Source organism: Streptomyces sp. 840.1 (assembly GCF_003751445.1).
Classification (GTDB): Bacteria; Actinomycetota; Actinomycetes; order Streptomycetales; family Streptomycetaceae; genus Streptomyces.
Genome location: NZ_RJUU01000001.1, coordinates 3,935,574 through 3,958,195, shown reverse-complemented (window position 1 = coordinate 3,958,195; position 22,622 = coordinate 3,935,574). Strand labels below are relative to the sequence as shown.

The following is a 22,622-nucleotide window of genomic DNA, read 5'->3' as shown; positions in this document are numbered from 1 at the left end:
ACCGAAAAGCTGTACGACGTCGGGATGCGATTCCAGAGCCACCGGAAGAGCGAGTGAAGGCCGTGGGGGGTTTTGCTCGCTCGGCGGCGGTCGGCAATGGTGCGGCTCCGTACCCGACGGGGGTAAGCGGGGTGCGGTTCATGGGTGGGGATCCATGAACCGCACCCCGGTCCGTTCCGGGCCATCTCTTTGCGCATTAAACGAAGCAATGGGGCGCCGGGAAAGACAGAAAGCGCTCACTGCGCCCGCCGTCCCGCCATGTCCGCAGCCGGGCCCGGGGCCCACGGTCCGCCGGACGTGACGAAGCGGCGGCACCCCCGCACAGGGTGCCGCCGCCTCCGGGGAATTCCGCGCCGGACGCCGGTCCGGTTGAGGGTCGCCCCGACCGGCGGCCTCTGCGGAATCAGTGGTTCTGGTGGATCGGTGGAGCAGTGGTTCAGGTGGAGCAGCGGTTCCGGTGGAGCAGCGGATCCGGTGGGTCAGCGGATCCGGTGGGTCAGCGGATCAGCGGCTGTCGCTGCCGCGCGACTCCGCCGCCGCCCGGCCCGCTTCGAGACGGGCCACCGGAATGCGGAAGGGCGAGCAGGAGACGTAGTCGAGGCCCACCTCGTGGAAGAAGTGCACCGACTCCGGGTCGCCGCCGTGCTCGCCGCAGATGCCGAGCTTCAGGTCCGGGCGGGTGGCCCGGCCGGCCGCGACGGCGCTGCGCACCAGCGAGCCGACGCCGTCCTTGTCGATCGTCTCGAACGGCGACACCCCGAAGATGCCCTTCTCCAGGTAGGCGGTGAAGAACGAGGCCTCCACGTCGTCGCGGGAGAAGCCCCACACCGTCTGGGTCAGGTCGTTGGTGCCGAAGGAGAAGAACTCCGCCGCCTCCGCGATCTGACCGGCGGTCAGCGCGGCGCGCGGCAGCTCGATCATCGTGCCGATCTTCAGCTTGAGGTTCGTGCCCGTGGCGGCCTGGACCTCCGCGATCACCCGGTCCGCCTCGTCGCGGACGATCTCCAGCTCCTGGACCGTGCCGACGAGCGGGATCATGATCTCGGCCCGCGGGTCGCCCTTGGCGTTCTTCCGCTCGGCGGCGGCCTCCGCGATCGCCCGCACCTGCATGGCGAACAGACCCGGGATGACCAGGCCGAGCCGGACCCCGCGCAGACCGAGCATCGGGTTCTGCTCGTGCAGCTTGTGCACGGCCTGGAGGAGCCGGAGGTCGTTCTCGTTGGCGTCCTTGCGGGACTCCGCGAGCGCCACCCGGACCGACAGCTCGGTGATGTCGGGCAGGAACTCGTGCAGCGGCGGGTCGAGCAGCCGCACGGTGACGGGCAGCCCGTCCATCGCCTCGAACAGCTCGATGAAGTCGGCCTTCTGGAGCGGCAGCAGGTGCTCCAGGGCCGTCTCGCGCTCCTGGTCGGTGTCGGCCAGGATCAGCTTCTCGACCATCTCGCGGCGCTCGCCGAGGAACATGTGCTCGGTGCGGCACAGCCCGATGCCCTGGGCACCGAAGCGGCGGGCCCGCAGGGCGTCCTCGGCGTTGTCCGCGTTGGCCCGTACCCGCAGCCGGCGCACCCGGTCCGCGTACGCCATGATCCGGTGCACCGCGGCGACCAGTTCGTCGGCGTCGTCGGCGCCCGCGTGCATCCGGCCCTCGAAGTACTCGACGACCGGCGACGGTACGACGGGTACCTCACCGAGGTAGACCTTGCCGGTCGACCCGTCGACGGAGACGAGGTCGCCCTCCTCCACCACCGTGGTCCCGGCCGTCAGCCGGCGCCGCTTGGTGTCGACCTCGATCTCCTCGGCGCCGCAGACACAGGTCTTGCCCATGCCCCGGGCGACGACGGCGGCGTGCGAGGTCTTGCCGCCGCGCGAGGTCAGGATGCCCTCTGCGGCGATCATGCCGTCGAGGTCGTCGGGGTTGGTCTCGCGGCGGATCAGGATGACCTTCTCGCCGGACCGGGACCACTTGATGGCGGTGTACGAGTCGAAGACGGCCTTGCCGACCGCCGCGCCCGGGGACGCGGCGATGCCCCGGCCGAGCAGCTGCACCTTGGCCTCGTCGTCGAAGCGCGGGAACATCAGCTGCGCCAGCTGCGCGCCGTTGACCCGCTGGAGGGCCTCGGCCTCGTCGATGAGGCCCTGGTCGACGAGCTGGGTGGCGATCCGGAAGGCGGCACCGGCGGTGCGCTTGCCGACCCGGGTCTGCAGCATCCACAGCCGGCCGCGCTCGATGGTGAACTCGATGTCGCAGAGATCCTTGTAGTGGGTCTCCAGCGTCTCCATGATCGCGATGAGCTCGTCGTACGACTTCTTGTCGATGGACTCCAGCTCGGCGAGCGCCACGGTGTTGCGGATACCGGCGACGACGTCCTCGCCCTGCGCGTTCTGCAGGTAGTCGCCGTAGACGCCCTGGTGGCCGCTGGCCGGGTCGCGGGTGAACGCGACGCCCGTGCCGGAGTCGGGGCCGAGGTTGCCGAAGACCATGGAGCAGACGTTGACCGCGGTGCCGAGGTCGCCCGGGATGCGCTCCTGACGGCGGTAGAGCTTGGCCCGGTCGGTGTTCCACGAGTCGAAGACGGCCTTTATGGCCAGGTCCATCTGTTCGCGCGGGTCCTGCGGGAAGTCCCGTCCGGCGTCCCGCGTGACGATCTTCTTGAACTGCTTGACCAGCTTCTTGAGGTCGGCCGCGTCGAGGTCCACGTCGACGCTGACGCCCTTGGCCTCCTTGGCGGCCTCCAGCGCCTCCTCGAAGAGTTCGCCGTCGACGCCGAGGACCGTCTTGCCGAACATCTGGATGAGGCGGCGGTAGGAGTCCCAGGCGAACCGCTCGTCGCCGCTCTGGGTGGCGAGGCCGACGACGGAGGCGTCGGAGAGGCCGATGTTGAGGACCGTGTCCATCATGCCGGGCATCGAGAACTTGGCGCCGGAGCGGACGGAGACCAGCAGCGGGTCGTCGGACTGCCCGAGCTTCTTGGCCATCCGTGTCTCGAGGGCTTCGAGGTGCGCACTCACCTCGTCGCGCAGCGCGGCCGGCTCCTCGCCGCTGCCGAGGTAGACCTTGCACGCCTCGGTGGTGATCGTGAAGCCCGGAGGGACGGGGAGCCCGAGGTTGGTCATCTCGGCGAGGTTGGCACCCTTCCCGCCGAGCAGGTCCTTCAGATCCTTGTTGCCCTCGGTGAAGTCGTAGACGAACTTCTGAGGGTCTTCGTTTTCCGACACGGGTCTCGACTCCTCGACGACGCGGTGGCTGCCCTGACGGCGAGGAACATACCCAGATCGAAGGTGTCTGGGTACGTCCACCTGGCCGTCTTGCGGCCGCAACCACCTGTCCGCCAGCAGATCCAAAGAATCTCCCCGGCGATCAAGCCGAGGCGCCACGTTCGGAGCTTGAAGGCGGCATGGCCATTTCTTGGGCCTCGACGCTCATGTGAGCTGACCTCTTCGCAACTGAGTACACTTCTTGAAGGTTGCCACGTGGCACTGAGTGCCAGATCTTCCAGAAGTGCAGCCATCGCCGATGCGCTCACCTGAGCGCTCCACCGATCAGACGTGGCGCGAATCACGCTGATTTCGGACCCCGGATTTCAGGATCCGGACGCCTCGGGCACTCGCTCAGCACCCCGAGGCCCACCACTTCCAGGCTACGGGCGAACGTCCGCACCTGCCCGGGGACCACCGGCAGCAGCGACGGGACCCACCAGCACCGCGCACCCCGCCGCGTCCGGGGAGCCCTCCACCGCGACAGACGCCGACGGCGCCGCCGCGCCCGCACCCCGGGAGCCGCTCTGCGGCGTCGCGCGAAGGGAGGCCTGGAGCCCGTCGCAGGCCGGGCGTACGGGCCTGAAGCCCGTCGCAGGCCGGGGCGTACAGGCCTGAAGGCGCGGGCCGGGCGGACGGGGCCCGAGCTCAGCCGCCCGAGGTGTCGAGCTCGGCGTCGGCGGAGATGCCCGCGCAGTCGTACGGGTCCTTCAGCCAGCCGTCCGGGAGCACCACCCGGTTGTTGCCCGAGGTGCGGCCGCGCGGGCCGTCGGCGCCGTCCGGCCACGGCTGGTCCAGCCGCAGCTCGTTCAGCTGCGCGCCCAGCTCCTCCAGCGAGGAGGTGACCGCGAGGTTCCGGCGCATCTCGGAGCCGACCGCGAAGCCCTTGAGGTACCAGGCCACGTGCTTACGGAAGTCGATCACGCCCCGGGTCTCGTCACCGATCCACTCACCGAGCAGCGTCGCGTGCCGCAGCATGACGTCGGCGACGGTGCGCAGCGAGGGCGTCTGCCTCGTCTCCGTACCCTCGAACGCGCTCACCAGGTCACCGAAGAGCCAGGGGCGGCCCAGGCAGCCGCGGCCCACGACCACGCCGTCGCAGCCGGTCTCGCGCATCATCCGCAGCGCGTCGTCCGCGCACCAGATGTCGCCGTTGCCGAGGACGGGGATCTCCGGGACGTGCTCCTTCAGCCGGGCGATGGCGTCCCAGTCGGCGGTCCCGCCGTAGTGCTGGGCGGCGGTCCTGCCGTGCAGGGCCATCGCCGTCACGCCCTCCTCGACGGCGATCCGGCCGGCGTCGAGGTAGGTGAGGTGGTCGTCGTCGATGCCCTTGCGCATCTTCATGGTGACCGGCAGGTCGCCCGCGTTGGAGACGGCCTGGTGGAGGATCGCGCGCAGCAGCGGCCGCTTGTACGGGAGCGCCGAGCCGCCGCCCTTGCGGGTGACCTTGGGGACCGGGCAGCCGAAGTTCAGGTCGATGTGGTCGGCGAGGTTCTCGTCGACGATCATGCGGACGGCCTTGCCGACCGTGACCGGGTCCACTCCGTACAGCTGGATGGAGCGCGGCGTCTCGCTCGCGTCGAACCGGATGAGCTGCATGGTCTTCTCGTTGCGCTCGACCAGCGCCCGCGTCGTGATCATCTCGCTGACGAACAGCCCCTTGCCGCCCGAGAACTCCCGGCACAGCGTGCGGAAGGGCGCGTTGGTGATGCCGGCCATGGGGGCGAGGACCACCGGCGGCTGCACGGTGTGCGGGCCGATGCGGAGCAGCTGGGGCGCGGGGGCGAGCGTGGTCATTGCCCCATTGTCGCGCACCCGGAGAACTGCTCCGGGCGCGCGTCCGCCCCCGCTCCGGGACCAGGGCGGCGCGGCTGCGGTGTCGGCGTCAGCGTCAGCGTCAGCGTCAGCGTCAGCGTCAGCGAGGGTCATTAGTTAGTCGTACTATCCATGTATGCCCGAGCTCAGCCACCGGAGACGGATGCTGGTCCTGGCGATCTGCTGCATGAGTCTGCTGATCGTCAGCCTGGACAGCACCGTCCTCAACGTCGCCCTCCCGTCCATGCGCAAGGACCTGCACGCGAGCGTCGCGGGGATGCAGTGGACGATCGACGCGTACACCCTCGTCCTCGCCTCCCTCCTCATGCTCGCCGGATCCACCGCCGACCGGATCGGCCGGCGCAAGGTCTTCATGGCCGGACTCGTCCTCTTCACCCTGGGCTCCGCGCTCTGCTCGGTCGCGCCCAGCCTGGAGACACTGATCGTGTTCCGGATGGTGCAGGCCGTCGGCGGCTCCATGCTCAACCCGGTCGCGATGTCGATCATCACCAACACCTTCACCGACCCGCGCGAACGCGCGCGGGCCATCGGCGCCTGGGGCGGTGTCGTCGGTATCTCGATGGCCGCGGGACCGGTGGTCGGCGGCAGCCTGGTCGATTCGGTCGGCTGGCGGTCGATCTTCTGGATCAATCTGCCGGTCGGCATCGCCGCACTGCTGCTGACCTTGAAGTACGTCCCCGAGTCGCGCGCCGCGAAGGCCCGCCGCCCTGACCCGGTGGGCCAGTTGCTGGTGATCGCGCTGCTGGGCTCGCTGACGTACGCGATCATCGAGGCGCCGCAGAAGGGGTGGACGTCCGCCGAGATCCTGCTGTTCGCCTCGGTCGCGGCGGCCTCGCTGATCGGCCTGCTGGTGTACGAACCCCGGCGCTCCGATCCACTGATCGACCTGCGGTTCTTCCACAGCGCCCCGTTCAGCGGGGCCACCGTCATCGCGGTCAGCGCCTTCGCCGCGCTCGGCGGCTTCCTCTTCGTCAACACGCTCTATCTGCAGGACGTACGCGGGATGAGCGCGCTGGGCGCCGGCCTGTACATGCTCCCGATGGCAGCGGTGGTCTGTGTTCTGCCGCCGCTCTCGGGGCGCGTCGTCGCCACCCGGGGTCCACGCATCCCGCTCCTGGTCGCGGGGGTCGCGATGGCGGCGAGCGGTCTCATGTTCGCGCTGTTCGACGCGGAGACCGACAACGCGCTGATGTTCACCGGCTATGTGCTGTTCGGGCTGGGCTTCGGCGCGGTGAACGCGCCCATCACCAACACCGCCGTCTCGGGCATGCCCCGCTCCCAGGCGGGCGTCGCCGCGGCGGTCGCCTCGACCAGCCGCCAGATCGGGCAGACACTGGGCGTCGCCGTGATCGGCGCCGTACTGGCGGCCGGTGTGTCAGGCGCCGGCTCGTCCGGCGGCATCGGACCGGCCGGCGACTTCGTGGCGGCGAGCAAGCCCGCCTGGTGGATCATCACCGGCTGCGGTGTGTGCGTCCTGGTGGTCGGGGCGCTGAGCAGCGGGCGCTGGGCGCGGGGCACCGCCCGCCGGACCGCGGAACTGCTGGAGGGCGCGGCGACGGCGGGACACGGACCGGCCGCGGGACGGCCGGGGGCCCGGACCGACGGTGAGTCCGGTGGCGGGCCGGGTGGTCGGTCCGGTAACGGGCCGGGTGGTCAGTCCTCGTCCGCGAGCACCAGGGCCTGAAGCCGCTGGAGCCGCTCCTGGGTCTCCTCGTCGCGCGGCACGTAGGTGACCAGGCGCGGGCCGGCCGCCGGGCCGAGCCACAGATCCGAGGTCTCCAGCCGCAGCAGCCCCACGTACCGGTTCCGGAAGACCTTGGACCGGGCGCCGGGGCCGACCACCTCATGCCTCGCCCAGGTCTCCCGGAACTCGGGTGACGCCGACTCCAGCCGCCTGAGCAGGGCCTTCCATGCGGGATCGGCCAGGTGCTCAGCCATCGCGGCACGGAACTTGGCCGTCAGGAAGCGGGTCACCTCGGCGATGTCCATGACGGTGGAACGCCACTGCTCGTTCGTGTAGGCGAGCAGCATGATGTTGCGGTCCTCGGGCGCCACGGCGTCCAGGTCGCAGAGCAGCCGGCCGTAGGTGCGGTTGTGGGCGAGCACGTCGTAACGGCTGTTCTGGACACACGCGGGGATCGGCTCCAGCTGCCGCAGCATCGCGCGCAGCGCCGGGGTGATGCTCGGGCAGTCCGTGCCGGGGGCCGGATCGATGGCCCCGGCGAGCGAGAAGAGGTGGCTGCGCTCGCTGCGGTCGAGCAGCAGCGCACGGGCGAGCGCGTCCAGGACCTGGGGCGAGACCTGGATGTCACGGGCCTGTTCGAGCCACGTGTACCAAGTGACGCCGACGGCGGAGAGCTGCGCCACCTCCTCGCGGCGCAGCCCCGGCGTGCGCCTGCGGCGGCCCCGGACCAGGCCCACCTGCTCGGGGGTGATGCGCTCCCGGCGGCTGCGCAGGAAGTCCGCGAGCTCATGCCGCCGGATGTCGGTCTCGGAGTTCTCGGCGGCCTCGGAGGCCGTGATCGTTCCGGAGGTCCTGGTGGTCACGGTGGTCGCGTTCCCGGCTGCTCGGGTGGTGTCGCGGGCTACGGTCGCCATCGTCGTCATTCCTCCAGCGTGCGGCACGGCCCGGCGCCATGCCGGGTGCTACTTGTACCAGGATAAAGGCACTCTGGTACCAGGCTTCGAGAAGAGCCATCGTCGATGCCGTGAGTGAATCCTCTGTACGGCCGAAGACATCCGCCACCACTGCCACGCCGGTGGTACGGCACGACCACCCCACGCCGGTTCTCGGCGCACTCGGGCTGTTCACCGTGCTGCTCGGTGCGGCGCTCCCCCTGATCGACTTCTTCATCGTGAATGTCGCCCTTCCCACCATCGACCACGACCTGGCCGCGGGACCCGCGCTGCTGGAGCTCGTCGTGGCGGGATACGGGCTCGCGTACGCCGTCCTGCTCGTACTCGGCGGCCGGCTCGGCGACATGGCCGGCCGGCGCCGGCTGTTCCTGCTGGGCATCGCGGCCTTCGGGCTCACCTCGCTGGCCTGCGGGCTCGCGCCGAACGCCTGGACGCTGGTCGGCGCGCGGGTCGCCCAAGGCGCCGCGGCGGCGCTGATGCTGCCGCAGGTGCTCGCCACCATCCAGGCGACCACCTCGGGGCACCGGCGGGCCAGGGCGATGAGCCTGTACGGGGCGACGGCCGGTCTCTCCATGGTCGCCGGCCAGATCCTCGGTGGGGTGCTGGTCGCCGCCGCGCCGCTGTCGTGGGTGTTCGGCGAGAGCGCGGGCTGGCGATCGGTGTTCCTGGTCAACGTCCCGGTGGCGGCGGTGGGGCTGGTACTGGCGGCCCGCTCGGTGCCGGAGACGCGTTCGGAGCGGCCCGCCCCGGTCGACGTACCGGGCACGCTGCTGCTGGCCGCGTCACTGGTCACCCTGCTGGCCCCGCTGACCGAGGGCCGGGCGGCGGGCTGGCCGCTGTGGACCTGGGTCTCGCTGGCGCTGTTCCCGTTCGCGGCGGCCGCCTTCTACCGGGTGGAGCGGAGGGCCGACCGCAACGGCCTGATCCCGCTGGTCCCGCCGAGCCTGCTGCGGCTCGACTCGCTGCGGCGCGGACTGTCGCTGGTGCTGCCGTTCTCGGTGGGCTTCGGCGGCTTCATGTTCGTCATCGCGGTGGCGCTCCAGCAGGGCCTGAAGCTGGGTCCGGCGGCGTCCGGCCTCTCGATGGCCCCGATGGCGGCGGCCTTCTTCGCCGCCTCGCTGGCCGGCCCGGGGCTGGTACGGCGCTACGGCAGCCGGGTCGTGACGGCCGGCGGGCTCATCCAGGCGGCCGGCGTGGTGGTGCTGGCACTCACCGTGTGGCACAGCTGGTCCGGGCTGGGGCTGCTGGGGCTGCTGCCGGGAATGGCGATCGCCGGTCTCGGCCAGGGGCTCCAGCTGCCCGTGCTGTTCCGCATCGTGCTCTCCGACGTGCCGCCGGAGCGGGCCGGGGTCGGCGGCGGAGTCATGACGACGACTCAGCAGGCGGCGCTGGCCCTGGGTGTGGCGACGCTCGGTTCGCTGTTCCTGTCACTGGCGCCGGGGTCGGGGATGCGGGACGCGCTGGTCGTGACGCTGCTGGTGCAGTTGGGCGCGGTGGTGCTGACGACACTGCTGAGCCTGCGGCTGCCGCGCACCGTCGCATGAGCTCGGGGCGTGCGGGGCGTCCGGAACGGCGGTGGCCCGGAACACCTGAGGTGTTCCGGGCCACCGGTCGTACGCGTGGCGCCCTGGGCTCCCGCGCGCGACTTCCTGTTCTGCTGTCCCTACTGACCGGGTTCGGCGAGCAGGGGGTCAGCTCTGCGCCGGGGCGTCCTGCTCAGGTGCGTCCTTGGCGGGTGCGTCCTGGGCCGGGGCGTCCTGCGCGGCGGCGTCGTCCGACGGTGCGTGACCGGCGCGCTCCCGCATCTTGCGCAGCAGCTCCTGCTTCTGGTCGGCCGCCGTCTGCCGGTTGGCGTTGCGCTCGGGGCCTGTGCCCTGCTGCTCGGCACGGGACAGCTTCTTCCGCTGTCCGCCGACGCCGAGGAGGTTGTTACGGCTTTTGGCCACGGGGTTCTCCCATCCTTGGTGAAAGTGAGGTCTGAAACGACCCTGGATCGATCCGGTGGGCGGCGGGTGCTCGGACCCGCCGCGCACTCACTCGTAGATCTGGAAGAACGAAGCCATGCAGGAACGGTACCCCGCGCCGAGCGGCTCCCGCACCGGATTTTCGGCCGACTGGAATCACCCCACCGAGGGAACATGGAATGACAGATATTGAAATCTGTCATCGCCTATGCCAGGGTCGGTATGTACGCATGACGCCTGGCCCCAGCACACCCGGGAGTTCCCTATGACCGCCCTCCGCACCCACCCCCTCGGCTCCACCGGCCCGCAGGTCTCCACGCTCGGCCTCGGCTGCATGGGCATGTCCGCGCTGTACGGCGAGGCCGACCGCACCGAGTCGATCGCCACCGTCCACGCGGCACTCGACGCCGGAATCAACCTGCTCGACACCGGCGACTTCTACGGCATGGGGCACAACGAGCTCCTGATCAACGAGGCCCTGCGCACCGCCCCCGCGCCCGCCCGGGAACGGGCGCTGACCAGCGTGAAGTTCGGCGCGCTGCGGACCGTCGAGGGCGCCTTCACCGGTCACGACGGCCGCCCGGCGGCGGTCAAGAACTTCGCGGCCTACTCGCTCCAGCGGCTGGGGCTCGACCACATCGACGTCTACCGCATGGCCAGGCTCGACCCGGACGTACCGGTCGAGGAGACCGTCGGCGCCATCGCCGAGCTGGTCGAGGCCGGGCACGTCCGGCACATCGGCCTCTCCGAAGTCGGCGCCGAGACCATCCGGCGGGCAGCTTCCGTCGCCCCGATCTCCGATCTGCAGATCGAGTACTCGCTGCTCTCCCGCTCCATCGAGGCGGAGATCCTCCCGGTCTGCCGCGAACTGGGCATCGGCGTCACCGCGTACGGGGTGCTCTCCCGCGGACTGATCAGCGGTCACTTCACCCGCGACCGCGAGCTGGCCGCCGGTGACTTCCGGAGCATGAGCCCGCGCTTCCAGGACGAGAACCTCCGGCACAACCTCGACCTGGTCGAGGCGCTCCGGAAGATCGCCGAGCAGAAGGGCGTCACGGTCGCGCAGATCGCCATCGCCTGGGTCCTGGCCCAGGGCGCGATCCGGGGCACGGACATCGTGCCGCTGGTCGGCGCCCGCAGGACCGACCGCCTGACCGAGGCCCTCGGCTCCCTGGACGTGGAGCTGACCGAGGCCGACCTCGCGGCGATCGAGGAGGCCGTCCCGGCCGGCGCCGCGGCGGGCGCCCGCTACCCCGACAGCCAGATGGCCCACCTGGACAGCGAGCGCTGACCTCCGGGTACGGTCAAAGCCGCCCGACGGCGGCCCGAGCCGCCCGACGCCCCGCCCCGAAAGGCAGCACACCCACCATGACGCCGCCGCCCGACCCGCTGACTCCCGAGCGCATCCTCGAAGCCACCGAGGACGTGCTGCGCCGCTACGGCCCCGCCAAGGCGACCGTGGTCGACGTGGCTCGGGCGCTCGGCGTCAGCCACGGCAGCGTGTACCGCCACTTCCGCACGAAGGCCGCCCTGCGCGAGGCGGTGACCGGCCGCTGGCTGACCCGCACGGAGCTGGCGCTCACCGAGATCCTGCACGCCTCTGCCCAGCCGGCCCCGGCGAAGCTGCGGCAGTGGCTGGAGGCGCTGTTCGAGGCCAAGCGGCACAAGGCGGGCGACGATCCGGAGCTGTTCGCCACCTATGAGGTGCTCATGGGCGAGAGCACGGTGGTGGAGGAACACATCCGCGAACTGGTGGGCCAGCTGCGGGAGATGATCGAGGAGGGGGTGACCGACGGCCAGTTCGCCGTGGCCGACCCCGCGTCGGCCGCCCAGGCCGTCTTCGACGCGACGGCACGCTTCCACGACCCGGCGTATGCCCCCGAATGGCAGAAACCCGCCATCGCCGCCGAGTTCACCGCCGTCACAGACCTGCTGCTGCGCGGCCTGCGCGCCTGAGACCGGGCCCGGACCGGCCGGAACGGGACTGGCGGCTGGACCGGAAGCGGGGCCGGAAGCGGGATCGGGGCGGGCCCCGGAATCGGGGGCCGGGGCTACGTCGCCGTTGGGTCGACCGTCGCCTGGTGCGCCTCCGCGAGGTGTTCCTCGGCCTTGAGCCAGGGCAGGAACTGCACCCCCTTGCGCCAGTCGCAGGTGTCGCAGCTCAACTGCCGCTGCATCCCCGACTTCCTTACGTGGACTATGTGTTCACGGCCGTGCTGGTCCCATCTGCTGACCTTGCTCGTGGTCATGGACGGCATCCGAGCCTCCTGTGGACGATTGTGCCCAGTGTGCACGAAGCCCCCGGTTCCGTTCGGGGAACCGGGGGCTTCGTCCAGCGGATGCGAGGCGTCAGCAGCCGAGCAGCCGTGCGCCCAGGTACGCCTGGATCTGGTCCAGGGAGACGCGCTCCTGCTTCATCGTGTCGCGCTCGCGCACCGTCACCGCGTTGTCGTCGAGGGTGTCGAAGTCGACGGTGACGCAGAACGGCGTACCGATCTCGTCCTGGCGGCGGTAACGGCGGCCGATGGCGCCCGCGTCGTCGAACTCGATGTTCCAGTTCTGCCGCAGGTCGGCCGCGAGGCCCTTGGCCTTCGGCGAGAGCTGCGGGTTGCGGGACAGCGGCAGGACCGCGACCTTCACCGGCGCCAGGCGCGGGTCGAGGCGCATCACGGTGCGCTTCTCCATGACGCCCTTGGCGTTGGGCGCCTCGTCCTCGATGTAGGCGTCCAGCAGGAACGCCAGGACCGAGCGGCCCACACCGGCCGCCGGCTCGATGACGTAGGGGGTCCAGCGCTCGCCGGCCTCCTGGTCGAAGAAGGACAGGTCCGTGCCCGAGGCCTTGGAGTGCGCCTTCAGGTCGTAGTCCGTGCGGTTGGCGACGCCCTCCAGCTCGCCCCACTCGCTGCCGCCGAAGCGGAAGCGGTACTCGATGTCAGCGGTGCGCTTGGAGTAGTGGGAGAGCTTCTCCGCCGGGTGCTCGAACCAGCGCATGTTCTCCTCGCGCATGCCGAGGCCGGTGTACCAGTTCCAGCGCTGCTCCATCCAGTATTCCTGCCACTGCTCGTCCTCGCCCGGCTTGACGAAGAACTCCATCTCCATCTGCTCGAACTCGCGCGTGCGGAAGATGAAGTTGCCCGGAGTGATCTCGTTCCGGAAGGACTTGCCCATCTGCGCGATGCCGAACGGCGGCTTCTTGCGCGAGGTCTGCTGCACCTGGCCGAAGTTGGTGAAGATGCCCTGGGCCGTCTCGGGACGCAGGTAGGCGACCGAGCCGGAGTCCTGGGTCGGGCCGAGGTGCGTGGAGAGCAGGCCGGAGAACTGCTTGGGCTCGGTGAAGGTGCCCTTGTTGCCGCAGTTGGGGCAGTTGAGGTCGGCAAGGCCGTTGACCGGCGGCTTGCCGTGCTTCTCCTCGTACGCCTCCTCCAGGTGGTCCGCGCGGTAGCGCTTGTGGCAGGAGGTGCACTCGGTCAGCGGGTCCGAGAACGTGGCGACGTGACCGGAGGCCACCCACACCTCGGGGGCCAGGATGACCGACGAGTCGAGCCCGACCACGTCCTCGCGCGAAGTGACCATGTAGCGCCACCACTGACGCTTGAGGTTCTCCTTGAGCTCAACGCCCAGCGGTCCGTAGTCCCAGGCGGCGCGCTGACCACCGTAGATCTCACTGCAGGGGAAAACGAAGCCACGGCGCTTGCTCAGGCTGACGATGGAGTCGATCTTGTCGGCGGCCACGGTGCTCTCTTCATTACGACGACGGCGAACGGCGAAGTCCTCAGATTACCGGCGGGCACGCCCCTTCGATCAAATCGGTATCGGACCGGTCCGCCGGGCCGTGTGCCCGAGGTCGCCCCATCGACCTTGTTGACAATCGTTTCCACTTTTGTTGAAAATGACTGTCATGAACAAACGCCGCCGCCTCATACCCACCGCTGTCGCCGCCGGAGCAGTCGTCCTCGGCCTCACCGCGCTCTCCGCCTGTTCGACGTCCGACGCCGCCGACCACAAGAGCGGCGACAAGCTGAACGTGGTGGCGTCGTTCTACCCGATGCAGTTCCTGGCCGAGCGAATAGGCGGCGGCCACGTCTCCGTCTCCACCCTCACCAAGCCGGGCGTGGAGCCGCACGACCTGGAGCTCAGCCCCCGGCAGATCGGCGGCCTCAGCGACGCCGACTACATCCTCTACCTCAAGGGCATCCAGCCCGCGGTGGACGACGCGATCAAGCTCTCCGAGTCCAAGCACACCGTCGACGCCGCGAAGCTGACCACGCTGGAGGACCACGGCGCCGAGGTCGGCGGGGAGGACCACGAGCACGGCCACGAGCACGAGGGCGAGGAAGCCGGCGCCGACCCGCACATCTGGCTCGACCCGGTGAAGTACGCCGAGGTCGCCAAGGGCGTCGGCAAGTCCCTGGAGAAGACCGACCCGGACCACGCCGCGGACTACCGCAAGAACACCGACGCCCTGGTCAAGGAGCTCGGCGCGCTCGACACGGCGTACAAGAAGGGGCTGGCGGACACCGCCACCAAGACGTTCATCACCACCCACTCCGCCTTCGGATACCTGGCCGAGCGCTACGGCCTCACCCAGGAGGGCATCGCCGGCATCGACCCCGAGGCCGAGCCCAGCCCCGCCCGGATCAGCGCCCTGCACTCCATCGCGGAGAAGAAGAAGGTCACCACGGTCTTCTTCGAGACGCTCGCCAGCGACAAGACGGCCAAGACCGTCGCCCGCGACACCGGACTGCGCACCGACGTCCTGGACCCGCTGGAGGGAATCACGGACAGGTCCAAGGGCGATGACTACATCGAGGTCATGAAGTCCAACCTCGCCGCGCTGCAGAAGGCGCTCGGCGCGAAGTGAGCGACGACGACCCCACCGAACCGGCCGACCCGAACCCCGCAGCAGCACCGGAGGCGCTCATGCCCGAGCCCGCGAGCTCCACCCCCGAACCCGTGATCGTCCTGCGCGACGCCACGGCCACCCTCGGAGCGCGCCCCGTCCTGCGCGGCGTCGACCTGACCGTGCACCGCGGCGAGGTCGTCGCGCTGCTCGGCGCCAACGGCTCCGGCAAGTCGACCGCCGTGCGCTCCGCCATCGGCCAGGTCCCCCTCACCGGCGGCGCCGTCGAACTCTTCGGCACCCCGCTGCGCCGGTTCCGCGACTGGGCCCGGGTCGGCTACGTGCCGCAGCGCACCACCGCGGCCGGCGGCGTACCGGCCACCATCCGCGAGGTCGTCTCCTCCGGACGGCTCTCCCGGACCAGGCTCGGCCTGCCCCGCAAGGCCGACCGCGCCGCCGTCGACCGGGCGATCGAACTCGTCGGCCTCACCGACCGCGCCAAGGACTCCGTGAACGCCCTCTCCGGCGGCCAGCACCAGCGCGTCCTGATCGCCCGCGCGCTCGCCGCCGAACCCGAACTGCTGATCATGGACGAGCCGATGGCCGGCGTCGACCTGGCCAGCCAGGAGATCCTCGCCGCGACCCTGCGCGACCAGGTCGCGGCCGGCACCACCGTGCTGCTCGTCCTGCACGAGCTGGGCCCGCTGGAGCCGCTGATCGACCGCGCGGTCGTACTGCGCGACGGCTGCGTGATGCACGACGGACCGCCCCCGAAGGCCCTGGGCCAGCACGCGCTGCCCGGCCACGACCACGTACACCCCCACGCGGCTTCCGAGCCCGTCCGGACGGGACTGCTGAGCTGATCATGGAATTCCTCACCCCTCCCTTCATGCAGCGGGCGCTGATCGCCGCAGTGCTGGTCGGCGTCATCGCCCCCGCCGTCGGCATCTACCTGGTGCAGCGCCGGCAGGCCCTGATGGGCGACGGCATCGGCCACATCGCGATGACCGGTGTCGGCCTCGGCTTCCTGCTCTCCACCAGCCCGGTCTGGATGGCCACCGCCGTCGCCGTCGTCGGCGCGGTCGTCATGGAACTGATCCGCTGGTACGGACGCACCCGGGGCGACATCGCGCTGGCGATGCTCTTCTACGGCGGCATGGCGGGCGGTGTCCTGCTGATCAACCTCTCCGACACCGGTTCCAACGCCAACCTCACCTCGTACCTCTTCGGCTCGCTGTCCACAGTCTCCTCCGAGGACATCACCGCGATCGGCCTGCTGGCGGCGTTCGTGCTGCTGGTGACGGTCGGGCTGCGCAGGCAGCTGTTCGCGGTCAGCCAGGACGAGGAGTTCGCCCGGGTCACCGGACTGCCGGTACGGGTCCTGAACCTGCTGATCGCCGTCACCGCGGCGGTCACCGTCACCGTCGCGATGCGGGTCGTCGGGCTGCTGCTGGTCAGCGCCCTGATGGTGGTCCCGGTCGCCGCCGCGCAGCAGATCAGCCGGTCCTTCAAGGTGACCTTCGTGCTCTCGGTCGTCATCGGGGTGGCGGTGACCCTGGCCGGCACCGTGACCTCGTACTACCAGGACGTACCGCCCGGGGCGACGATCGTGCTGCTGGCCATCGGCGTCTTCATCGCACTGACCCTGCTCGCCGCCCCGCTGGGAAGAAGGCGCGCGCGCATCGGCGAATCGGCCGCCGAGCGGTGCACCCTGGAGGTACCGGCAACCCGCCGCGCCGCGGACGACGTCCGCGTCTGACCCCGCGGCCGGGCCGGGCTGGCACAATGGCCCGACAAACGTACGGGCGACACGAGGAGGCTCCTGTGGCGACGGCGCCGATCAGCGGCACGAGCGCGGCCCCGGTACGCGGCCGCTCGACCCGGCAGCGGACCGCGGTGGCCGCGGCGCTCGACGAGGTGGACGAGTTCCGCAGCGCCCAGGAGCTGCACGACGTGCTCAAGCACCGCGGCGACTCGGTCGGGCTGACCACGGTCTACCGCACCCTGCAGTCCCTCGCGGACGCGGGCGAGGTCGATGTGCTGCGCACCACCGAGGGCGAGTCCGTCTACCGGCGGTGCTCGACCGGCGACCACCACCACCATCTGGTCTGCCGGGTGTGCGGCAAGGCCGTCGAGGTCGAGGGCCCGGCGGTCGAGCAGTGGGCGGAGACGATCGCGGCGCAGCACGGCTACGTCAACGTGGCGCACACGGTGGAGGTCTTCGGCACCTGCGCGGAGTGCGCGAGCGCCGGGAAGTGAGTGATCCTGCGGCTACGGGGGCGGCGCCCCCGTAGCCGTCCTGCTCAGCTGCCGGATTCCGCGGCCTCCACCGCACCGCCGAAGCGCCGGTCGCGCTGGGCGAATTCGAGGCAGGCCCGCCACAGGTCACGCCGGTCGAAGTCCGGCCACAGCACGTCCTGGAAGACCATCTCGGCGTACGCGCTCTGCCAGATCAGGTAGTTGGACGTGCGCTGCTCGCCACTGGGGCGGACGAAGAGGTCGACGTCCGGCATGTCCGGGTAGTAGGTGTACTTCGCGAAGGTCTTCTCGTTGACCTTCGACGGGTCGAGCTTCCCGGCCGCGACGTCCTCGGCGATCCGCTGTGCGGCGTCGGCGATCTCGGCGCGGCCGCCGTAGTTGACGCAGAAGTACAGCGTCATCTTGTCGTTGTCCTTGGTCTGCTCCTGCGCGACCTGGAGCTCCTGGACAACGGACTTCCACAGCTTCGGCATGCGGCCGACCCAGCGGATCCGGATGCCCAGCTCGTCCATCTCGTCACGGCGGCGGCGGATGACGTCCCGGTTGAAGTTCATCAGGAACTTCACCTCGTCCGGGGACCGCTTCCAGTTCTCGGTGGAGAAGGCGTACAGCGAGAGGTTCTTGACGCCCATCTCGATGCAGCCCTTGAGCACGTCCATGACGACGCCCTCGCCGACCTTGTGGCCCTCGGTGCGCGGCAGACCGCGCTCCTTGGCCCAGCGGCCGTTGCCGTCCATCACCACGGCGACGTGCTTGGGCACCAGCTCACCGGGGATCTTCGGGGGCACGGCTCCGGACGGGTGCGGCTCCGGGGCCTTGTAGTCCCGCCGGTTGCGTCCGCCGAGGATTCCGCGTACTGCCATGGGCTTTTCCGTCTCCCTGTGTCTACTTTTCCACGTACCGCAGCGAACGCAGGCCGCGCTCCAGGTGCCAGTGCAGATAGGCGGACACCAGCCCGCTCCCCTCCCTGGCGTGACGCGCCTCGCACGCGTCCGCCGTCTCCCAGTCGCCGGTGAGCAGTGCGCTCAGCAGGGTGACGGCCTCCGCCGAGGGTACGACGCTGCCCGGTACCCGGCAGTCGCCGCATATGACGCCGCCCGCGGCGACGGAGAAGAACCGGTTCGGTCCGGGCATTCCGCACCGGGCGCAGTCGGTGAAGCTGGGTGCGTAGCCGTTGACGGCGAGGGAGCGCAGCAGGAAGGCGTCGAGGATGAGGTGGGGGTCGTGTTCCCCCCGGGAGAGCGTGCGCAGTCCGCCCACCAGGAGCAGGTACTGCTGGACGGCGGGTTCGCCCTCGTGGTCGGTGAAGCGTTCGGCGGTCTCCAGCATCGCGGTGCCCGCGGTGTAGCGCCCGTAGTCGGTGACGATGCCGCCGCCGTAGGGGGCGATCGTCTCGCTCTGGGTGCAGAGCGGCAGGCCGCGTCCGATCAGTTCGCTGCCGCGTGCGAAGAACTGGACGTCCACATGGGAGAACGGTTCGAGGCGGGCGCCGAACTTCGACTTCGTGCGTCGCACGCCGCGTGCGACGGCCCGTACCCGGCCGTGGCCGCGGGTCAGGATCGTGATGATCCGGTCGGCCTCGCCCAGCTTCTGCGTGCGGAGCACCACGCCGTCGTCCCGGAACAAGCTCATGGCTCCATTGTCCGGTACGCGGGCGGCCCGCCGGGGCCGCCCCCCGGACCCGGGCGGCTCAGTCTCCGGCCGCACCGCCGCCGGCTGCGACGACCAGCCCGGATTCGTACGCGATGATCACCAGCTGGGCGCGGTCGCGGGCGCCGAGTCTGCCCATGATCCGGCTGACGTGGGTCTTGGCGGTGAGCGGGCTGAGGCCGAGGGTCTCGGCGATCTCGGTGTTGTTCAGGCCGCGCGCGACGAGGCCGAGGACCTGGCGTTCGCGGTCCGAGAGCGCCTCGGGGCCGCCCGTCGCGGAGGCGGTCGGCGCGCTGGGGGTGCTGAGGACCCGGGCGATCAGCCGGGCGGTCGGGCCGGGTGAGAGCAGGGCCTCGCCGGCGGCCACCGTCTTGATGGCGGCGAGCAGGTCGGCGGGCCGGGTGTCCTTGACCAGGAAGCCGGAGGCGCCCGCGCGCAGCGCTTCCACGACGTGCTCGTCGGTGTCGTACGTGGTCAGGACCAGCACCTTCACCCCGGCGAGGTCCTCGTCGGCGGCGATGCGGCGGGTCGCCGCGATGCCGTCGAGTTCGGGCATCCGGATGTCCATGACGACCAGGTCGGCCCGTTCCGATCGGGCGAGCGCGACCGCTTCGAGGCCGGTGGCGGCCTGTCCGACGACCTCCATGTCCGGGTCGGAGCCGACGAGCATCGCGAACGCGGCGCGGACGAGCGTCTGGTCGTCGGCGAGCAGTACGCGGATCATGAGTGGGTCTCCGATTCCTGTTTCTGGAAGGGCAGCAGCGCGGACACCTCGAAGCCGCCGCCGGGGCGGGGGCCGGCGTCCAGGGTGCCGCCGGTGCTGCGGGCGCGCTCGCGCATGCGAGGATGCCGAACCCGGGCCGGGAGCCGTCGTCCACCGGGCCGGTCCCGTCGTCGGTGACGGTGACGCGCAGGGCGCCGGCGGTGGGCTCGACGACGACGCCGACGCGGACGCCGGAGCCGGCGTGCCGTACCGCGTTCGTCAGGGACTCCTGCACGATCCGGTAGGCGGCCGCTCCGGTCGCCGGGGCGAGCCGGCCGTGGGGCGGGCGCACCCGGAGGTCGACCCGTGCCCCGGCCGCCTCCGCGGCGCGTACGAGGCCGGGCAGGGCGGCCAGGCCGGGCAGCGGCCCGTCCGCGTCGTCGCGGCCGGCCTGCCCGGTGTCGCGCAGTACCTGGAGGGTGGTGCGCAGTTCGGCGCGGGCCTCCCGGCAGGTGCCGGCGATGTCGTCCAGCGAGGCGGCGATGGCTTTCCGGTCGAGCCGGTCCGGGTCGACGGTGAGGATGTGCGAGGCCACCGAGGTCTGCACGCCGATGAGGGTGATGCTGTGGGCCAGCAGGTCGTGCAGGTCGCGGGCGATCCGCAGCCGTTCCTCGGCGACCCGCCGCCTGGCCTCCTCCTCCCGGGTGCGCTCGGCCCGTTCGGCGCGCTCCAGCATCGAGGCGACGTACTGGCGGTAGATGCGTACGTCCACCCCGCAGAACAGGACCGCGACGATCCAGCCGGAGATCCGCAGCAGTTCGAGCCCGTCGTGGGCGCTGATGCCGACGACCACGGTCGTCATCACGGCCATCACGCCGATGCCGGTGAGCAGGGTCCGCAGCGGGCGGCCGGTGACGGCCACCGTGTAGAGCGCGATCCAGGTCTGCGGCATCGGGGCCGTGTGGTCGTAGTCGAGGCCGTGGTAGAGGGCCAGCAGCGGGACCATGGCGGCCACCACGAGCACGGGTGCGCGCCGCCGCCACACGAGCGGGAGCACGCCGGTCGCCAGCAGGAGCAGGCCGAGCGCGTCGGGTGTGCGGCCGCCGCCGAACAGGGCGAGGGCGGCGGAGAGCGCACCGGCGCCCACGGCGATGAGGGCGTCGGTGCGCGTCCTGTGCGGCGCGTGCATGGGGTCGCGGTTGACGACGGCCAGGACGCGCTCGCGGCGGCGCGTGGTTCGGGACACGCGGCCATCCTCCGGTACGGGGCGGGGCACTGTCAGGGCGCCCGGACGAGTTCCGGTTCCTGCGGCCCGGGGGCGGCGGGCGGGCGGCTGAGCGCTCCCGGCCACCACATCCGGCGCTGCAGGGCGACGGCGGCCGAGGTGACCAGATAGGTGCGGACGAGGAAGGTGTCGAGGAGCACACCGACGGCGATGACGAAGCCCATCTCCACCAGGGCGGTCAGCGGCATGTTCGTCAGGACGGCGAAGGTGGCGGCGAGCACCAGGCCCGCCGAGGCGATGACGGCGCCGGTGGTGCGCAGGGCGGTGAGCGCGGCGGCGGTCGGCCCGGCGCCGGCCAGGGACTCCTCGCGTACCCGGTGCATCAGGAAGATGCCGTAGTCGACGCCGAGTGCGACCAGGAAGACGAAGGACAGCAGTGGCAGTCCGGGGTCGGTGCCCTTGAGTCCGAGGAGCGGTTCGAAGAGCAGTCCGCCGATGCCGAGCGCGGCGCCCCAGACGGCGACGACGGCCGCGACCAGCAGCAGCGGGGCGACGAGGCCGCGCAGCAGGACGATCAGGACGATCAGGACCGACAGCAGGACGAGCGGGACGACGGTGCGCAGGTCGCGGGAGCTGGAGTGCTCCAGGTCCATCTGCTGGGCGCCGGGGCCGCCGACGTGGGCCCCGTCCAGGTGCGCGCGCAGGGCGTTGACGGTGTCGCGCTCCGCCGCGGACTCGGGTCCGCCCCTGGCGACGACGGACAGTTCGGTCCAGCCGCCGCCGCTGCGGCCGCGTTCGGCGGAGGCGACGCCCTCGGTGGCGCGGGCTCCGGCCAGCACCTGGCCGGCCCGGCCGGTGGGTGCGAGGACGGTGATCGGCTGGCTGGAGCGGCCGGGGTAGGCGCCGGCGAGTGTCTCCATGGCGGCGACCGAGTCCGGCTTGCTGGTGAAGGAGTCCGCCTGTTTGAGGTCGCCGGGCAGGTTGAACACCCCGAGCGACAGCGCGCCGAGCAGTGCCCCGCCGGTCACCAGCACCGCGACGGGACGGCGTCCGGCGGAGCTGCCCACGGCGGCGAGGAGGGAGCGCCGCCGCACGGGTTCGCTGCCGTGGGCGGGGACGATCGGCCAGAACACCCGGCGGCCCAGGAGTACCAGGAGTGCCGGGAGCAGCGTGAGCATGGCCAGGAGGGCGCACAGCACCCCGACAGCGGCGATGGGTCCCATTCCGCGGCTGCTGGTGAGATCGGCCGCCAGGAGGCACAGGAGGCCCGCTGCGACCGTCGCCGAGGAGGCCACGACGGCCGGGCCGCAGCCGCGCAGCGCTGCCGCCATCGCTTCCTGCGGCCGGGCGTGGCGGGTCAGCTCCTCCCGGTAGCGGGAGACGAGCAGCAGGGCGTAGTCGGTGCCGGCGCCGAAGACGAGGATGGTCATCACGGCGGAGCTCTGGCCGGTGACGGTGATGTCGAAGCCCCGGTTGAGTCCGTAGACGACGGCCATCGACAGGGCGTCGGCGACGCCGGCGACGACGAGCGGTACCAGCCACAGCAGCGGGCTGCGGTAGATGAGGATCAGCAGGATCGCGATGACGGCGACGGTCGTGTAGAGCAGGGGTCCGCCGAGCGAGCCGTATACCTTCTGCGCGTCGGTGTTGAGGGCGCCGGGGCCGCCGACCAGGACGCTCAGTCCGTCGCCGCCCTTCGCGGTCTCGCGCACCTCGTCGACGAACGCGGTCCTGGCGTCGTCGTCCTGGCCGGGCCCGGTGGTGGAGACGGGGTACATCAGGGTCGTCCCGTCCTCGGAGGGGACGGCGCGCGGGGGCGCGGTGAGGGGGTGGCCGGCGGCCACCTCGGCGGTCTGCCGGGCTGCGGTGGTCCGGTCGGCCGGGGTCAGCCCGCCCTCGCGGTGGTAGACGAGGACGAGGTCGGTGGACTCGCCGCCGGGCAGGGTCTCCTGGATCTTCGCGGCCTGGGTGGAGTCGGCGCTCGCGGGCAGGTAGTCGACCGCGTGGTTGGCCTGCACGTCCGAGAGTTTCCCGGCGAGGGGGCCGGCGATGGCGATGACGGCGACCCAGAGCGCGACGACCGCCCAGGGCAGCTTGCGCCACCGGCTCCGTGTCCGCCGCTGTGGCTGTGGGCTCGTGTCCTGCGTCGCGGCCCGCATACGGGTCCCCTTCCGTCCGGGTGTCTGGATTCATGTCCAGACTCCCGTCGGGCCGGGGCCGGTTCGTCGCGCCGGAGACCGACATCCCCGTTAC

Annotated in this window: 18 protein-coding genes and 1 pseudogene; 8 read left to right on the top strand and 11 right to left on the bottom strand. The window is 71.2% G+C overall.

Annotated features, from left to right (window positions below):
- Positions 1-504 precede the first annotated feature (504 nt).
- Positions 505-3,216 carry a pyruvate, phosphate dikinase gene (gene ppdK / locus EDD93_RS17940; protein ID WP_123526091.1) on the bottom strand — a complete coding sequence of 904 codons (2,712 nt, stop codon included), beginning with the start codon at positions 3,214-3,216 and terminating at the stop codon, positions 505-507.
- Between the two features lie 687 nt (positions 3,217-3,903).
- Positions 3,904-5,052 carry a tRNA dihydrouridine synthase DusB gene (gene dusB / locus EDD93_RS17930; protein ID WP_123526090.1) on the bottom strand — a complete coding sequence of 383 codons (1,149 nt, stop codon included), beginning with the start codon at positions 5,050-5,052 and terminating at the stop codon, positions 3,904-3,906.
- Positions 5,053-5,206: 154 nt separating this feature from the next.
- On the opposite strand from dusB, the gene EDD93_RS17925 reads away from it, so the two are divergent.
- Entirely contained in the window at positions 5,207-6,775 is a 1,569-nt protein-coding gene (locus EDD93_RS17925) for an MFS transporter (protein ID WP_185092360.1), read from the top strand.
- Here the strand turns inward: EDD93_RS17925 and EDD93_RS17920 are convergent.
- Positions 6,745-7,698, bottom strand: coding sequence for a helix-turn-helix domain-containing protein (locus tag EDD93_RS17920; protein WP_185092359.1), 954 nt, complete (start codon positions 7,696-7,698; stop codon positions 6,745-6,747). The two genes, EDD93_RS17925 and EDD93_RS17920, sit on opposite strands and share 31 nt — an antisense overlap.
- Before the next feature lie 101 nt (positions 7,699-7,799).
- Here EDD93_RS17920 and EDD93_RS17915 point away from each other — a divergent pair, with 101 nt between their 5' ends.
- On the top strand, positions 7,800-9,272 hold the full coding sequence (locus EDD93_RS17915; RefSeq protein WP_398904020.1) for an MFS transporter: 1,473 nt from the start codon (positions 7,800-7,802) through the stop codon (positions 9,270-9,272).
- A 147-nt stretch (positions 9,273-9,419) separates the two neighbouring features.
- Here the strand turns inward: EDD93_RS17915 and EDD93_RS17910 are convergent, their stop codons facing one another.
- On the bottom strand, positions 9,420-9,674 hold the full coding sequence (locus EDD93_RS17910; RefSeq protein WP_123526086.1) for a DUF6243 family protein: 255 nt from the start codon (positions 9,672-9,674) through the stop codon (positions 9,420-9,422).
- A 283-nt stretch (positions 9,675-9,957) separates the two neighbouring features.
- On the opposite strand from EDD93_RS17910, the gene EDD93_RS17905 reads away from it, so the two are divergent.
- Together EDD93_RS17905 and EDD93_RS17900 are read left to right on the top strand one after the other, a co-directional pair.
- Positions 9,958-10,983: an aldo/keto reductase gene (locus EDD93_RS17905; RefSeq protein WP_123526085.1), complete on the top strand. Its 1,026-nt coding sequence runs from the start codon at positions 9,958-9,960 to the stop codon at positions 10,981-10,983.
- A 77-nt stretch (positions 10,984-11,060) separates the two neighbouring features.
- Positions 11,061-11,648, top strand: a complete 588-nt coding sequence (locus tag EDD93_RS17900) for a TetR family transcriptional regulator (RefSeq protein ID WP_123526084.1) — start codon at positions 11,061-11,063, stop codon at positions 11,646-11,648.
- Between the two features lie 95 nt (positions 11,649-11,743).
- Here the strand turns inward: EDD93_RS17900 and EDD93_RS17895 are convergent, their stop codons facing one another.
- Positions 11,744-11,950: a hypothetical protein gene (locus EDD93_RS17895; protein WP_123526083.1), complete on the bottom strand. Its 207-nt coding sequence runs from the start codon at positions 11,948-11,950 to the stop codon at positions 11,744-11,746.
- A 91-nt stretch (positions 11,951-12,041) separates the two neighbouring features.
- On the bottom strand, positions 12,042-13,424 hold the full coding sequence (locus EDD93_RS17890) for a glycine--tRNA ligase (protein ID WP_024491652.1): 1,383 nt from the start codon (positions 13,422-13,424) through the stop codon (positions 12,042-12,044).
- Between the two features lie 157 nt (positions 13,425-13,581).
- Between EDD93_RS17890 and EDD93_RS17885 the strand changes: the two genes are divergently transcribed.
- The 4 genes from EDD93_RS17885 (at position 13,582) to EDD93_RS17870 (ending at position 16,791) form a co-directional block, all read left to right on the top strand.
- Positions 13,582-14,553, top strand: coding sequence for a metal ABC transporter substrate-binding protein (locus tag EDD93_RS17885; protein WP_398904016.1), 972 nt, complete (start codon positions 13,582-13,584; stop codon positions 14,551-14,553).
- A 59-nt stretch (positions 14,554-14,612) separates the two neighbouring features.
- Positions 14,613-15,395 carry a metal ABC transporter ATP-binding protein gene (locus tag EDD93_RS17880; RefSeq protein WP_123527843.1) on the top strand — a complete coding sequence of 261 codons (783 nt, stop codon included), beginning with the start codon at positions 14,613-14,615 and terminating at the stop codon, positions 15,393-15,395.
- Between the two features lie 2 nt (positions 15,396-15,397).
- Positions 15,398-16,291 carry a metal ABC transporter permease gene (locus tag EDD93_RS17875; protein WP_123526081.1) on the top strand — a complete coding sequence of 298 codons (894 nt, stop codon included), beginning with the start codon at positions 15,398-15,400 and terminating at the stop codon, positions 16,289-16,291.
- 65 nt (positions 16,292-16,356) lie between these two features.
- On the top strand, positions 16,357-16,791 hold the full coding sequence (locus tag EDD93_RS17870; RefSeq protein WP_123526080.1) for a Fur family transcriptional regulator: 435 nt from the start codon (positions 16,357-16,359) through the stop codon (positions 16,789-16,791).
- Between the two features lie 44 nt (positions 16,792-16,835).
- Here EDD93_RS17870 and EDD93_RS17865 read toward each other — a convergent pair whose 3' ends face one another.
- The 5 genes and pseudogenes from EDD93_RS17865 to EDD93_RS17845 form a co-directional block, all read right to left on the bottom strand.
- Positions 16,836-17,654 (bottom strand): isoprenyl transferase, encoded by an 819-nt coding sequence (locus EDD93_RS17865; RefSeq protein ID WP_123526079.1) that lies wholly within the window; start codon positions 17,652-17,654, stop codon positions 16,836-16,838.
- A gap of 22 nt (positions 17,655-17,676) precedes the next feature.
- Complete coding sequence (gene recO, locus EDD93_RS17860; RefSeq protein WP_123526078.1) at positions 17,677-18,423, bottom strand: DNA repair protein RecO; 747 nt, start codon at positions 18,421-18,423, stop codon at positions 17,677-17,679.
- A gap of 58 nt (positions 18,424-18,481) precedes the next feature.
- Positions 18,482-19,165 (bottom strand): response regulator transcription factor, encoded by a 684-nt coding sequence (locus EDD93_RS17855; protein ID WP_123526077.1) that lies wholly within the window; start codon positions 19,163-19,165, stop codon positions 18,482-18,484.
- Positions 19,162-20,333: pseudogene (locus tag EDD93_RS17850) on the bottom strand (sensor histidine kinase). Before EDD93_RS17850 ends, EDD93_RS17855 begins: the two are co-directional and overlap by 4 nt.
- Before the next feature lie 89 nt (positions 20,334-20,422).
- The gene (locus EDD93_RS17845; protein ID WP_123526076.1) at positions 20,423-22,528 is read right to left on the bottom strand and encodes an MMPL family transporter; all 2,106 of its coding nucleotides are present in this window, start codon (positions 22,526-22,528) and stop codon (positions 20,423-20,425) included.
- Positions 22,529-22,622: the final 94 nt, after the last annotated feature.

Coding starts and splice junctions, on each gene's coding strand:
- EDD93_RS17925 (WP_185092360.1), top strand. CDS start 5,207: ATGCCCGAGCTCAGCCACCGGAGACGGATGCTGGTCCTGGCGATCTGC.
- dusB (WP_123526090.1), bottom strand. CDS start 5,052: ATGACCACGCTCGCCCCCGCGCCCCAGCTGCTCCGCATCGGCCCGCAC.
- EDD93_RS17875 (WP_123526081.1), top strand. CDS start 15,398: ATGGAATTCCTCACCCCTCCCTTCATGCAGCGGGCGCTGATCGCCGCA.
- EDD93_RS17885 (WP_398904016.1), top strand. CDS start 13,582: ATGACTGTCATGAACAAACGCCGCCGCCTCATACCCACCGCTGTCGCC.
- recO (WP_123526078.1), bottom strand. CDS start 18,423: ATGAGCTTGTTCCGGGACGACGGCGTGGTGCTCCGCACGCAGAAGCTG.
- EDD93_RS17895 (WP_123526083.1), bottom strand. CDS start 11,950: ATGCCGTCCATGACCACGAGCAAGGTCAGCAGATGGGACCAGCACGGC.
- EDD93_RS17905 (WP_123526085.1), top strand. CDS start 9,958: ATGACCGCCCTCCGCACCCACCCCCTCGGCTCCACCGGCCCGCAGGTC.
- EDD93_RS17880 (WP_123527843.1), top strand. CDS start 14,613: ATGCCCGAGCCCGCGAGCTCCACCCCCGAACCCGTGATCGTCCTGCGC.
- EDD93_RS17845 (WP_123526076.1), bottom strand. CDS start 22,528: ATGCGGGCCGCGACGCAGGACACGAGCCCACAGCCACAGCGGCGGACA.
- EDD93_RS17920 (WP_185092359.1), bottom strand. CDS start 7,698: ATGACGACGATGGCGACCGTAGCCCGCGACACCACCCGAGCAGCCGGG.
- EDD93_RS17900 (WP_123526084.1), top strand. CDS start 11,061: ATGACGCCGCCGCCCGACCCGCTGACTCCCGAGCGCATCCTCGAAGCC.
- EDD93_RS17865 (WP_123526079.1), bottom strand. CDS start 17,654: ATGGCAGTACGCGGAATCCTCGGCGGACGCAACCGGCGGGACTACAAG.
- EDD93_RS17855 (WP_123526077.1), bottom strand. CDS start 19,165: ATGATCCGCGTACTGCTCGCCGACGACCAGACGCTCGTCCGCGCCGCG.